10 protein-coding genes are annotated in these 13,248 nt (G+C 56.6%); 5 read left to right on the forward strand and 5 right to left on the reverse strand.

Annotation, left to right across the window (positions count from 1 at the left end; all coding sequences use genetic code 11):
• Positions 1–280: 280 nt before the first annotated feature.
• Positions 281–859 carry a YbhB/YbcL family Raf kinase inhibitor-like protein gene (locus R3F50_18670; protein MEZ5492311.1) on the reverse strand — a complete coding sequence of 193 codons (579 nt, stop codon included), beginning with the start codon at positions 857–859 and terminating at the stop codon, positions 281–283.
• A gap of 322 nt (positions 860–1,181) precedes the next feature.
• Between R3F50_18670 and R3F50_18675 the strand changes: the two genes are divergently transcribed.
• On the forward strand, positions 1,182–3,359 hold the full coding sequence (locus tag R3F50_18675) for a hypothetical protein (protein MEZ5492312.1): 2,178 nt from the start codon (positions 1,182–1,184) through the stop codon (positions 3,357–3,359).
• A gap of 138 nt (positions 3,360–3,497) precedes the next feature.
• Here the strand turns inward: R3F50_18675 and R3F50_18680 are convergent, their stop codons facing one another.
• The 4 genes from R3F50_18680 to R3F50_18695 form a co-directional block, all read right to left on the reverse strand.
• Positions 3,498–3,983: a hypothetical protein gene (locus R3F50_18680; GenBank protein ID MEZ5492313.1), complete on the reverse strand. Its 486-nt coding sequence runs from the start codon at positions 3,981–3,983 to the stop codon at positions 3,498–3,500.
• Between the two features lie 172 nt (positions 3,984–4,155).
• Positions 4,156–5,853 (reverse strand): NAD-dependent malic enzyme, encoded by a 1,698-nt coding sequence (locus R3F50_18685; protein ID MEZ5492314.1) that lies wholly within the window; start codon positions 5,851–5,853, stop codon positions 4,156–4,158.
• 22 nt (positions 5,854–5,875) lie between these two features.
• Positions 5,876–6,844 carry a calcium/sodium antiporter gene (locus R3F50_18690; protein MEZ5492315.1) on the reverse strand — a complete coding sequence of 323 codons (969 nt, stop codon included), beginning with the start codon at positions 6,842–6,844 and terminating at the stop codon, positions 5,876–5,878.
• 221 nt (positions 6,845–7,065) lie between these two features.
• Positions 7,066–7,695 carry a LysE family translocator gene (locus R3F50_18695; GenBank protein ID MEZ5492316.1) on the reverse strand — a complete coding sequence of 210 codons (630 nt, stop codon included), beginning with the start codon at positions 7,693–7,695 and terminating at the stop codon, positions 7,066–7,068.
• 282 nt (positions 7,696–7,977) lie between these two features.
• Between R3F50_18695 and R3F50_18700 the strand changes: the two genes are divergently transcribed.
• The 4 genes from R3F50_18700 to R3F50_18715 all read left to right on the forward strand — a co-directional run bounded on the left by R3F50_18700 (position 7,978) and on the right by R3F50_18715 (position 13,206).
• Complete coding sequence (locus R3F50_18700; GenBank protein MEZ5492317.1) at positions 7,978–10,359, forward strand: YdbH domain-containing protein; 2,382 nt, start codon at positions 7,978–7,980, stop codon at positions 10,357–10,359.
• A 91-nt stretch (positions 10,360–10,450) separates the two neighbouring features.
• Entirely contained in the window at positions 10,451–10,657 is a 207-nt protein-coding gene (locus R3F50_18705) for a YnbE family lipoprotein (GenBank protein MEZ5492318.1), read from the forward strand.
• A 10-nt stretch (positions 10,658–10,667) separates the two neighbouring features.
• A complete protein-coding gene (locus R3F50_18710; protein ID MEZ5492319.1) occupies positions 10,668–11,012 on the forward strand; it encodes a YdbL family protein in 345 nt (114 codons plus the stop codon).
• A 226-nt stretch (positions 11,013–11,238) separates the two neighbouring features.
• The gene (locus R3F50_18715) at positions 11,239–13,206 is read left to right on the forward strand and encodes a PQQ-binding-like beta-propeller repeat protein (GenBank protein ID MEZ5492320.1); all 1,968 of its coding nucleotides are present in this window, start codon (positions 11,239–11,241) and stop codon (positions 13,204–13,206) included.
• Positions 13,207–13,248: the final 42 nt, after the last annotated feature.

Raw genomic sequence — 13,248 nt, forward strand, 5'->3', positions numbered from 1 at the left:
GCGTAGCTCGCACAGCAGTCAATATCGACTGGTTGATAACAGCAACGGGAAATCCTGGCAATGGCAATTCTTATTCAGTGGGTGCAGTTGTGCCATGCACAATCTGATCACAGCGCAACAAGGAGGACAAAGAAATCGCCCGGCAAGAATTCCCCGATCAGATTTTGTGGCGCGTTGCGGTGACTTTCAGTGTTTGGGCAGTAACCTCCGCACGCTTTATGGTCCGGAATCGGCCGCCAGGGCAAGACGCATCCCCAACGGCCGAGCGACACCCTGGAACTTATTCTTTGTGTTCGTAGTGTCCCATCAGCATGCCGGTGCCCAGCACATGGCCGTCGACTGCTGCCAGTAGCTGATCTTTATTGAGCCCTGGCTCCAGCCCCAGGTCGGCATCCAGCGCATAAACCCGGAAATGATAGGCGTGCAGTTGACCATTGGCTGGCGGTCGCGGGCCGAAATAACCAGTTCGACGCGTACCGTTGACGCCGTTGATCATGCCATCGAGTCCGGCAATCCCGCTGACTTCCGCATCCACGGGCAATCCGGCCGGAAGCCCGGCGGCGCTGGCAGGAATGTTGTAGGCGACCCAATGGACGAAAGGCGTTGGCATCATGCCAAGCTCCACGACTTTGGGATCATCACAGATCACAGCCAGTTGTACCGTGCCTGCCGGCAGGTTCGACCAGGCAAGGTCGATGGAGGTATTGTCGCCATAGGCCGAGTTTGCCAATGGCACCATACCGTGGTGATCGAAGGCGGAACTGGAGACAGCGATAGTATCAGGCATGTCCTGGGCGAATAGCGAGAACGACAGCACTAAGGCTGTCAGCGCGCTGGCCGTGGAAATCAATTTTTTCATGAGATTCTCCTCAAATTTTCTGTTGCTCTTGTGAGAGCGCTATTAGTCGCACAAAAAGACTATCCAGTCCATCGCCTCAGTGCTGGTGCATTCCCCTTCAGGAATCGAAGCCGATGGCCGATCAATCATAGGGTTACTGCGACAGGCAGGCATAGATCAAACCTGGAACCTGCCCGAAAAGCGATGGTACCCCAACTTGTAAGCAATTATTACAGCAACTGGCTAAAATCCGGTCTTTGTGGTGAGATTGCGTCCACCGGGCGCAAAAAGGTGCCCGGATCGCTCTGAGAACTGCAACCACACGCGGGCGGCTATGACCAAAATGAATAAAAAACAACAAAAATTACTGCTTTCTACCCTGTGTCTGACCCTATCCATCAGCCATGCCAATCAGGCCCTCGGTCAGATCGCCGAAGACGAGTCAACCGTCACTTACCCGCGAAGTTATTTCAATCAGTTTGCGCCAGTAACCGCCAAGGACATGCTGGACCGCATCCCGGGGCTCGGTTCTACTACCGGCGGCGGCCCTCCTGGCGGTGGCGGCGGCTTCCGCGGCGGTGGTGGTGGCGGCGGCGGACGGGGATTCGGCAGCGGCAGCGGCAGCAGCGAGATCCTCATCAATGGCAAGCGGACCGCCGGCAAGAACAACCAGACCAGCAGTATCCTGACTCGCATCTCCTCGGACCAGGTGGATTACATCCAGCTGATCCGGGGCACTTCCGGCGAACTGGATGTGCGGGGAAGTGGCCAGGTGGTCAATATCGTCACCTTTGAAGAGCTTTCGACCTCTTCGACTCAGTACCAGGTCAATGCCGACCATCACCAGGACGGCAATTTTCAGCCCGGTGCCAACGTGTCTTACACCAACCAGGTCGGCGGGCTTAACATGGTGCTCAGCGCCGTTGCCGAACCACGTTATGGCCATTCTGTGAGTGAGGAAAAGGCAATACTCGGCGACTTTTCCCGGAACGACTATGTAAAAGAAGACCGAATCACTGAACAGACCAGCTACGAAATGTCTACCAATCTGGCCTACGAACTCAGCGATCGTACCAGTGTCCGCTTCAACGCGCTCTACTCACAGAACGACAACCCCACCGAGATGACCCGCATCACTACGGATTTTACTGTCGAGCCTAACTCAGTATTGAACCAGTTTAACGATATTCCGGGTGAGCGGGATAACTGGGAAATTGGCGGAGATTTTGAACATTTTTTCTCCAACGGTAATCGCTTCAAGGTGCTGTTTGTTCTCAATCAGGACAATCAGGACAGCACGCGTGAGCGCTACGATGTGTTCGATGATGGGTCCAGAGAGAAGAATCTGTTTCTGCAATCCGGCAGCACCACCGAAGAAGACATTCTGCGCGGCTCTTACACCATGGACGTTTTTGGCGGGCAGAATATTGAATTTGGTGCCGAACGGGCCATAACAACCCTTGATTCCACGCTTGCCCTTGGAACACTCAGTACCACTGGAACCCCATCGGCTTCGGTCGGTGGGCTGGTACCGGTAGCGGTTTCCAATGCTAACTCCACGGTGCAGGAAACCCGCTATGAACCCTTCCTGATCCATAACTGGTCATTTAACGATCGCATGTCCCTGGAAAGCACGCTGCTGTACGAATATTCAGAAATCGAGCAGAGTGGTGATGTCTCCAACAAGCGTGATTTTAGCTTCATCAAACCGAAAGTGGATTTACGCTATAACGTCACGCCTCTCCTGCAGCTGAAAGGCTCTGTCGAGAAGATTGTCCAACAACTCAGTTTCAGCGATTTCGTGGCCGCCACGGATGACCAGGACGAAGAGTCCAATACTTTTACCGGTAATGCCAATCTGCGCCAGGAATGGCTCTGGGCCTATAATCTGAGCACCGAATATCGCCTGCCTAATGATACCGGCGTGGTCGATGCCACGCTGTTTTTCCATCAGCACCATGACGTCATCGAAAGAATTGATGTTTCGAGATCCGAGCAAAATCTAGATTCCAGTAACGGTAATATCGGTGATGGAATCATGTACGGGCTGCGCATCAACAGCAGCCTAAGAATGCGAATGATCAACATGCCCAACCTGCTGGTCACCTCCAACTGGAGTGTCCAGGATTCCAAGATTGAAGATCCGTTTACTGGAGAGGATCGACGTTTCAATCGTTACGGACGTGGCCGCTGGACGCTGAGTTTTCGTCACGATGTGCCTGACTGGAGACTCAACTGGGGCGGCCAGTGGAGTAACCGTTTCGACCACAATGAAAAAGTTTATGACATTGACGAAGTCACCGACTTCGTGGGCGAGCCTAATGTTTCCATGTTCGCCGAATGGATCAGCCCAAAGGGTACGAGCTGGCGCTTCGATGTCCGCGACATTACCAACAATCAGCAATGTAGCGAGCGAACACGTTTTATCGGCCGCCGCTCAGCTGGGATACTCGAAGAGATTGAGGAACGTTGCACCGGTCGCGGCGTGGTTACTTCACTGAAAGTTACCGGTACTTTTTAAGGAAGCTCGGATTAACAGACTGCTAAGAACCGTTATTGGAGCGGCCGGATCCACTCACCTCCCGTCACGCCGCTTACCGTAACACCCCTTGATATCTCTGCCTTCTCCGCTGTCTTTATCTCTGTTTTCTCTGCCGTCTCAGTTCAATGGGCCCAGCGGCGACGGATCGCAACCCTGACGCTGCGTCGTCCACATGGCATGGCCTATTTTCCACTGACCATCCACCTTGACAAGATTCAACAGGTCGATGCCGCAGTGAGAAAACGTACCATTGATATGCAGATCATAAGGTGCCCAGAAAACGGCCAGATGATCCGAAATTAGCAACTCCTCACTCCAATAACGTTCAGTGAGACGGGTGTCGGCATCGAAATTATCAGGCCCAAACCAGGCCCGTTCGACAAAATCATAGCTCCCGACCGTATTCTGAACCACAGTCTGAATTCGGCCCCCTCCCACTTCAAGACTCGCCAGGAGTTCACCGTTGCCTGTATTGATACTGGTGAAAAACTGGTCTATTACCTGCTTGACTGCCGGGTATTGCGGGTGCGACTGCTGGGCAGTGGCTGACAAATTTGTCAGCAGCAACAAGATAGCGACAGCTGGAATGAAATAGTGTTTCATAAAAAAACCCCGGTTGTTGTTACGTTACAAGTTTGTTGAGCAAACCCCATCAGGTCTTTCGTGTTTACTGACGCATTCCAGGAAAAACGGCGCGGCCAGGCTGGATAAAGATAGCTCAGGACCTCCGTCTTCTCAGCGCCAGAATGGCTGGCAATTGACCTCTGCACTGTCCTCAGCGGGCCCGCATCGCCACACGCCGGTACTCACGATAGCCGGGCGTCCAGAAATTCCGGTCTATAGCCGCGAGCAACTCCTCTTCACTGGTGCCCAGTGCATTACCCTGTTGCTGGGCGGTCCTGGCGACAGCAAAGGCGATCTTTCGACTGATATCCGGTAACGCTGTGAGCGGTGGCAACACGGCATTAGAATCTGAAGTTTCTTGAGACAGCTCCGCAAGAGTCGTACTGGCCACCATCAACATTTCATCGGTAACCCGCGTTGCTTTGGACGCAATGACACCAAGACCGACGCCGGGAAAAATATAGCTGTTATTACACTGGGAAACGCGCAGCGTCCTGCCTTCAATTTCCACGTCATGAAAGGGACTGCCAGTGGCCACGATGGCCTCACCCCCGGTCCATCTCAACACATCGCCAGGATGCGCCTCGGCATGGCGGGACGGATTGCTGAGCGGCAGTATGATCGGCCTGTCGCAGCCAGCCTGCATCGCTCGTACAATCTGTTCGGTGAACAGGCCCGGTTGCCCTGAAACACCGATCAGAACACCAGCTCCGGTATTAGTCACCACGTCAAGCAGGTCCGGGTAAGCCTGTCCCGAAGCAAGTTGCCAGTCGGCAATAGCGGCTTTTGTCTGTACCAGACTTAGTTGAAAATCTCTGAGCCCCGTCATCCCCTCGGTCAGCAGGCCGTCCTTGTCCACCATATAAATCTGCGCCCTCGCCTCGGCATCGGAGAGCCCCTCTTCCACCATGGCGCTGATTACCAGTTCGGCGATACCACTGCCCGCCGAGCCTGAGCCGACGAAGACGATCCGCTGATCCTTCAACGCGGCACCCTTCTTCCGGCAGGCCGCCAGCAGTGTACCCAGCGTGACAGCGGCTGTGCCCTGAATGTCATCATTGAAACAGCACACCCGGTCACGGTGACGTTGCAGAATTGGCATGGCGTTGGGCTGGGCGAAATCTTCGAACTGAATCAGCACACCAGGCCAGCGTTCCGTTACGGCATCGATAAATGAGTCAACAAAGCTATCATACTCTTCCCGGCCGATCCGCGGGTGTCGCATCCCCATATAAAACGGGTCGTCCAGCAGCTTGCGATTATTGGTACCCACATCCAGTGCCACCGGCAAGGTGTACGCCGGACTGATACCGCCGATGGCAGTATAGACACTGAGCTTGCCGATGGTGATACCCATGCCACCAATGCCCTGGTCACCAAGGCCAAGAACTCGCTCACCGTCGGTAACGACTATGACCTTGACCTTGTCCTTGGTCACGCTACGCAATAAATCGTCCATGTACGCCCGCTCCTCGTAGGACACGAAGATGCCGCGGGCACTGCGGTAGATATCAGAGAAATGCTCGCAGGCGTCGCCTACCGTAGGCGTATAAATAATGGGCAGCATTTCCACCAGATGTTCGGTGAGCAAGCGATAAAACAGGGTTTCGTTGTTGTCCTGCACTGCGCGCAGATAGATATGCTTGTTGATGGGATCATCAAAGCTCCGATACTGCATGTAGGCGCGTTTCGTCTGTTCTTCGATGGTCTCGTAACGGGGCGGCAACAGCCCAAGCAGGTTAAAGCTGCGACGTTCGGCTTCGGTGAAGGCCGACCCCTTGTTCAGCAGGGGCGTTTCCAGCAGAGAAGGCCCTGCATAGGAGATGTAAAGTGGCTTGCGAATCAAGATTGATGTTCCTTCTGTACCGGGGTCAATTGAGTAGTCCGCGCTCCACCGTGAATAGCAAATACGCAACATAAAGACAGACAAACATGACCCCATGCCAGCGAAGAATGGAGTTGGTTCTGCTCACCGCCATTGCCACCAGAATCAGCGCGCTGGCGGCTGCAACAAGCATCAGGTCTGTGTTCGTTACCGCTTCGAACGGCAGCTCCTTGAATGACGCAGTAAAGCCCATCACCCAGAGGATATTAAATATATTGGAGCCCACCACATTGCCAACCGCGACGTCAGTATAGCCTCTGTAGGCGGCGACCGATGATGCAACAAGTTCCGGAGCAGAGGTTCCTATTGCCACGATGGTAAGGCCGATCACAACATCGTCAACTCCGAGTCTCTGCGCTACGTTTACTGCACTTTCCACAACCAATTGGCCGCCTATATAGAGACCGATCATCCCGACAGCAATATAGGAAATCTCTTTCGCTCTGGGGAGTATTTTTATATGGACCTCTTCCTGCAACAAGTCATCACCGTCAGAAGTCTTATAGATATAGAGCAGAAACAGTACGAAAAAGAAGATAAGTATTCCACCATCCAGGCGGCTGATACTCAGCTCCGGAACCGCGGAAAAAACGGCGGCATTGGCGAGAAACCCCAGCAACAGGGCTGCAGTCAGAGAAAACGGTATTTCAGATACGACGGTTGAATCCTTGACTGGCAAAGGCCTTATGACTGCTGCCAGACCCAGCACGAGGAGTACGTTGGCAATATTGCTCCCCACTATGTTCGAGATCGCGAAATCTGCATTGCCCTCCACCCCGGCATTGAAACTGACCAGCAGCTCCGGCAGCGAGGTGCCAAATGAAATCACGGTCAGTCCGATGATCAGTGTTGACAGGCCCAGCTTCTTCGCGAAAGATACCGAACCCGCCACCATCAGATCGGCGCATTTGATGAGCAGGAGCAGCCCCAGGACCAAATAGATAAAATCCATCATTACTGATTCACAAGCCCGACTTTAAAAACGGAAGTGTACCTTCTGGCCATTGGATTACCAATTCTCTGCCGGAGAAAGTTCCGATAAAACAATAACTCAAGCTGAAGCATTTAATGCCCGCCCCCTGACTTTAAGAAACTGAACAGTCGCCAGCCGACGGCCAGTTTTCACTGCGATTGCGCTGCTCGTTAGAAGCCGGGTACTTTATAACCCCCTGAACACTACAACCGCAGCACAGGGGCCAACGATAAAACCAACAGCAATGCCATAACCCAGTTAAACAGACGCAGCCGTGCACTGCTGTTCAGCCAGCGCCTGATCTGCTGCCCAAGTACTGTCCAGGTGCTTATGCAGGGCAGATTCACCAGCCCGGAAACCAGTGCCACCAGCGCTACACCGGCCAGCGTGCGGGATGGATTGTAGACGCTCATGGCTGTCAGGGCCATGGCCCAGGCCTTGGGATTAACCCACTGGAACAGCACTGCCTGTAAAAAATTGATCGGTGTCCCTGCCCCCGACTCTATCCCGTCACTATCGGGTTGCACCGCCAGCCTGCCGTAGCGTACCGGCGCCGCCGTGGCGATTTTCCAGGCCAGAAAGAGCAGATAGACAACGCTCACTACCTGCAGGACTGTGTAGCTGACCGGGTAGCGATCAAACACCTGAGCAAGCCCGGCACCGACAATGAGTGACATCAGGGTAAAGCCGATGGCGACACCCAGCAGATGAGGGACGGTGCGAAGAAAACCGAAATTTGCTCCGGAAGCCATCAGCATGAGGTTGTTGGGGCCAGGTGTGATCGACGACACAAAGGCGAACAGCGCAAGGCCTGCAAGAAGTTCAACATTCATCAGGGAGAGAATTAGACCGCTGGCTGGATGAAGCGCGATGATAGCAAATTTATTGACCTTTAGAGTCATCCGGCCGCCGCTATTCGACGACAACGTTTTCCGGAGAGTAACCGCTTGTCACGGTTGATTTTTCCCGCCGCGCTGCTACCCTCGGAACGGCTCTCTGTGTGAGAGCCGTTCATTCCGCGGCTCGGGCCGCCTCTTCGATCAGCCTTGGATTCAGTCTTGTAATAGTCGGGGCCAGCAGTCAGACTGCTGGCAAGCCCAGGTGAAATTCTTGTCGTGAAACGTCGCCATCTAACAGTTCTGCTTCTGATCCTGTTGCCATGCCTCCTGATCGGCTCGGTCCTGCTGGCTCCGGCCAGGGTGTTGACCCCGGTGGCCAATCTGCTGCTGGCCGGGACCGGCATCCATGTAGTGTCCCTGCAATCTGTCCGGCTGGGCTGGCAGGGAGCCGATGTGGCGGCGGTGACACTCAGCCTGCCGGGATATCAGACTGATCTCGACGGGGTAAGCCTCACCTATCGGCCTGGCGAGCTGTTGCGCGGACGCATTCTCACGGTCCAGATCGATCGGATCGGGATAACCCCAACGGCGACGGAAGCGGCAAACGGTAATTCGGACCGGGTACTTGAGGAACAGCTGGCGCCTCTGTCCAGGTTACCTTTTGACCGCGCCGATGTCGGCGAGCTGCGCTTCCATGGCCGCAGGGAAATACGCGCCAGCGTTACCATGACCAGCGCCCCGCTGCTGTTGGAAGCCCGGCTGTCGCTACCAGACTTCGCTGCCTGGAATCTGGCCCTCACCGTACAGGCCGCCAGTGCCAGGGAGTTCATCGGAATTGCCAGGCTCGACAGGAATACCGGGGAAACGCTCCAGTCCGACTTCACCGCGACTGTACTGAACGACTCCCTGGCCCTGGAAGCTGAAACGGTATTGAATCCTGTCCCCCTGCTGTCCCTGCCTGGCATAGCCGGAAAACTGAACGGCCTGGCGATACTTTCAGAGGTACTCCAACTCAAGGGTGAATTACGGCTGCAGGATTTATCGAACCAGCCTTCACTTGCTGCCCTGACTGTATCCCTGGACTCGCCCGACTCTCTGTTGCAGGTTCGCTGGGAGGCGCCCGAGCTGGATGCACAGGCACGGATACACTTGCCACTGCAGGTTCGGGGCTCAGCCAGCTCCTTACTGGGAGACCTGTCCCTTGCTGCACAGGAGCTGCAAGGCGACCTGAGCATGAATAGCGGCGCAGCATCGATGCAGGGAGACATACATTTAGAACAGCTCTCCCTGCTCTGTGCCGACCCGGGCAATTGTAATCTGGCAGTTGACTCAAGCCTGGCTGCGCAGCGCTGGAACGCGGGTTCGATCACCGGCAGTGACGCGGTATTGAGCGGCGCGATCGCCGTCGATTACAGCGGCGAGACGGCACAACTGCATTCTCCCCTGGTGACTCTCAGCCTGCCTGAAATCCAGCTGGCTGAGCAGCGCGCGGCAGCCGCTTTTGATCTCAGCGAGCTGGCCCTCCAGCTGGCAACAACCCCCGCTCTGCGCTTCAACCTTGTCAGCACCCGCCTCGAACCCGGCATCACCAACCTGACGCTGACAAACCCGCAGGTCGCCGGTCAGATCCAGCTCAACGCCGGGACGCTGTCGGCCGGGCTGAACTTCAGCCTGGACAATCGCCTGCAGGCCATCCTGGCGATCGACCAGAACCTGGGCAACGAGGGCCTGGGAGCCGGCAGCGCCGCATTGACATTGCAGGAGTACGTTTTCACAGACAGCTTCAATCTCGCGAGCCTGGTCTCCTATGGGGATTTGAACACGGATCTGGTAGCAGGCAGTCTCAGCGGCGAGGCAACCCTGCAGTGGCAGCCAGGCGGCGCCGGCCTGTGGCAGCTGAGCGGCCCCCTGACCCTGCGTCTGGACGCCCTGTCCGGCACGGTCGCGAACAACTTTTTTGTAGGCCTGAACACCGAATTGCACGCCCGCTTCGGCACCGGGCCAACGCTGTACACCGATGCGCTGCAGGAGGCCAGTCTTGCCACTCTGGACGTAGGCCTGCCCCTGAACCGCATCGACTGGCGCTATGGCTTCGACACGGGCGCCGGACTGGTCACCGTGCAGCAGGCCCATACTGAACTGCTAGGCGGCAGTCTGGAGATAGCCGAGCTGCAGTACGACACCAATGCCGAACAGAATCGTCTCGACATTGCCCTGGTTGAACTCGACCTGGCCACTATCGTGGCGCTTGCCAACTACCCCAACCTGCAGGTCAGCGGCACCATCAGCGGTTACATGCCGCTGTTGCTGGGCCCTGCCGGCGTTACCATCGACCGCGGCCTGATCAGCGCGCTGAATCCGGGCGGCAGTATACGTTACACGGCAGCTAACCCGACCAGCAGCAACGCAACCATGCAACTCATCAACGAGGCCCTGTCGAACTACCAATTTGAACATTTCGATGCCGAGCTCAACTACAGCGAAACCGGTAACATGGAGGTTGCTGTCAGTCTGCAGGGGATGAACCCTGAACTGGAGGGCGGACGGCGCATCAATGTCAATATCAATATCAGCGATAACATCCCAGCCCTGCTCCGATCCCTCCAGGCCAGCCGCGCAATCACCGAACGTCTGGAACAGCGACTGAATAGGCAGTAGACTCGACGGTGCACGGGTGGCGACCTGCAATTAAGCCAGGGTTAATGTGCACCGGGTAACATAAAGCCCATGGATAGAGGATAAGATGCCCATGAACGAGTTTATCGCGCGCAGCGCGCTGCTGCTCCTGTTACCAACTTCACTGCTGCTGGTCGCTTCCTGCACCCCCACCGTCAGAGTGGCGGCTCCGGAAGAGCCCATCACCATTAATCTCAACGTGCGCATTCAGCACGACATCCGGGTCCGGGTGGAAGAAGAGCTGGATGATATCTTCAGCGAAGACAGCAACCTGTTTTAGGAGACTCACCATGATCCGTTACATGCCACATGTGCCACGCCTGCTGGGAATACTGTTACTGCTGCTGGTAACCCACAGCGCTTACGCCCAGACCTTGCAGGAAGCGAAGCAACAGGGGCTTGTCGGGGAACAGCGCGACGGTTATGTGGGGCTGGTGCAGAGCGATGTTCCCGCTGGGGTGCGGGCACTGGTGCAACAGGTCAACGAGGAGCGTCGGCGTCGCTACGAGCAGATCGCCCAGGAGAACGGCATCACCCTGGCACAGGTGACCGCGGTAGCCTACGAGCGGGCTGTGGAGGCTACCCAGCGTGGCCACTACATCCAGTTGCCCAACGGCCAGTGGGTGCGCAAGTAACTGCTTCGAACGAGGCCAGCTTGAGACTGGCCCAGCCCACCTGCCCCAGATCGTCCGGTATCCTGGCAGGCCTTAAACAACGAAATAAGCATGAGCAAATAATAGCGAACAGAAGAAAAAGGTGGCTGCTCTGATCGCCGGTCTGGACAAGCTGCCCGCGGAAAGATACTTTCCTCTGATATTGCCAATAACAATAACCCCTTAGCCGACAACCGAAAGTTATCCTATGAAACAACACACGAATCCGCGCACTGTTTTTGCAGGCCTGTTAATTACTCTGTTACTTCCTTCTGCCGTTCCAGCCCAACAGGGTGTCAGTGATGGACAATGGCCCAGCTATGCGGGAGATGCCGGCTCCACCAAATACGCGGCACTGGAGCAGATAAACGCGGACAACTTCTCGACCCTGGAAACAGCCTGGCGCTGGCGCTCCATCGACGGCGATCTTGACCTTGAGGCCCTGCTGGAAGTCAATTCCGGCATCCGCATCAATAATTTACAGGGCACTCCCCTCATGATAGATGGTCGCCTTTACATGATTACCGCCCTGGGCCTGGTTGCCGCCATCGACGCACGCAGCGGCGAAACCCTCTGGAGTTACAACCCCCAGTCCTACCTGGCGGGACCGACCATGAGCCCCATCAGCTACCACGCCCGTGGCGTAGCCTACTGGGAACAGGGTGAAACACGTCGCGTGCTGGTCAGCACCCAGGATGCCTTCGTCCTGGCCCTCGATGCCGACACCGGCATTCCCGATCCGGCATTCGCGAACGGCCGCATCGATCTGACGGTCGGCATCCCGCGCGCCGAGCGCAACGTGCTGGACTGGCGCGGCGGTCAGCCATTGGCGGTGGTCTCGCCGCCCATCGTTGTGGGCGACATCCTGATTACGTCACAGATCACCTCCAACCGCCCCCGCTTCAAGGAACGACCACCCTTGTGGATTCGTGGCTGGCATCTCCCCAGTGGCGAACTGGCCTGGGTGTTCCATACTATCCCCCAGGCCGGCGAATTTGGCGTGGCGACCTGGGAGCAGGACTCCTGGCGTACTGCGGGCAATGCCGGGGTCTGGACCATGATGAGTGCCGATCCGGAGCTGGGCTACGTCTACTTGCCGATCGAAGCCGCAACGGATGATTTTTATGGCGGTCACCGTCCGGGTGACAACCTCTTCAGCCAGAGCCTGGTCGCACTGGATGCCCGCACGGGCGAAAGAGTCTGGCACTATCAGATGGTGCACCATGGTATCTGGGACTACGATCCACCTGCGGCGCCCAATCTCATCGACGTGGTGATAGATGGCAGGCCGGTCAAAGCGGTCGCGCAGGTTACCAAACAGGGTTTTGTGTTCGCCTTTGACCGGGTAACCGGGGAGCCTCTCTGGCCCATCGAGGAGCGCCCTGTACCTCCAGCGATACTTCCCGGTGAAGTCGCATCCCCTACCCAGCCATTCCCGACCCGCCCCCCTGCGTTCACGCGTCAGGGCCTGACGGTGGACGACCTGATCGACTTTACCCCGGCGCTGCGGGCAGAGGCTGAAGAAATTCTGCAGAACTACACCTACGGCCCCTTGTTTACTCCACCATCCCTGACTGAGCCAGGGGGCAATCGAGGCACTATTCTGCGCCCCGGTACAGGCGGAGGCGCAAACTGGAGTGGTGCCGGTGTCGACCCGGAAACCGGCCTGCTGTACATCCCTTCCAGTGACGGCCTTACCGTGCCCCTGATGTCGCAGCTCAGCCCTGATCAGGCCAACATCGCTTACGTACGGATATCTCTCGGGGGAATTCGCGGCCCCCAGGGTCTGCCTTTCCTTAAGCCCCCCTACTCAACCATCACCGCGGTTGATATGAACACTGGCGAAATTGCCTGGCAGACGCCAAATGGCGCAGGCGATGCAGATGTAGAGAACCACCCCGCGTTACAGGGCGTGGATCTGCCGCCTTTGGGCGGCGGTGGCCGCCACCCGGTCCTCGTGACCAGCAGCCTGTTGATTCATGCGCAGGACCGCGACGGCGGCTTTGTACTGCTGGCCCGTGACAAGGCCACCGGCGAGGAATTGGCTATGGTGGATCTGCCAGCCAGGCCACGGGGGGCACCGATGACTTATATGCTGGAGGGTCGCCAGCACATTGGCATCAGCATTGCCAGCGAACCGGTGCCGGAATTTCTGGTTCTGGCGTTACCGGAATGAAGTTCCAGTGAACGTTTACTGAACCGCTGGCAACGCCTTGGA

The sequence above is a fragment of the Gammaproteobacteria bacterium genome (assembly GCA_041395725.1).
Classification (GTDB): Bacteria; Pseudomonadota; Gammaproteobacteria; order Pseudomonadales; family Pseudohongiellaceae; genus NORP240.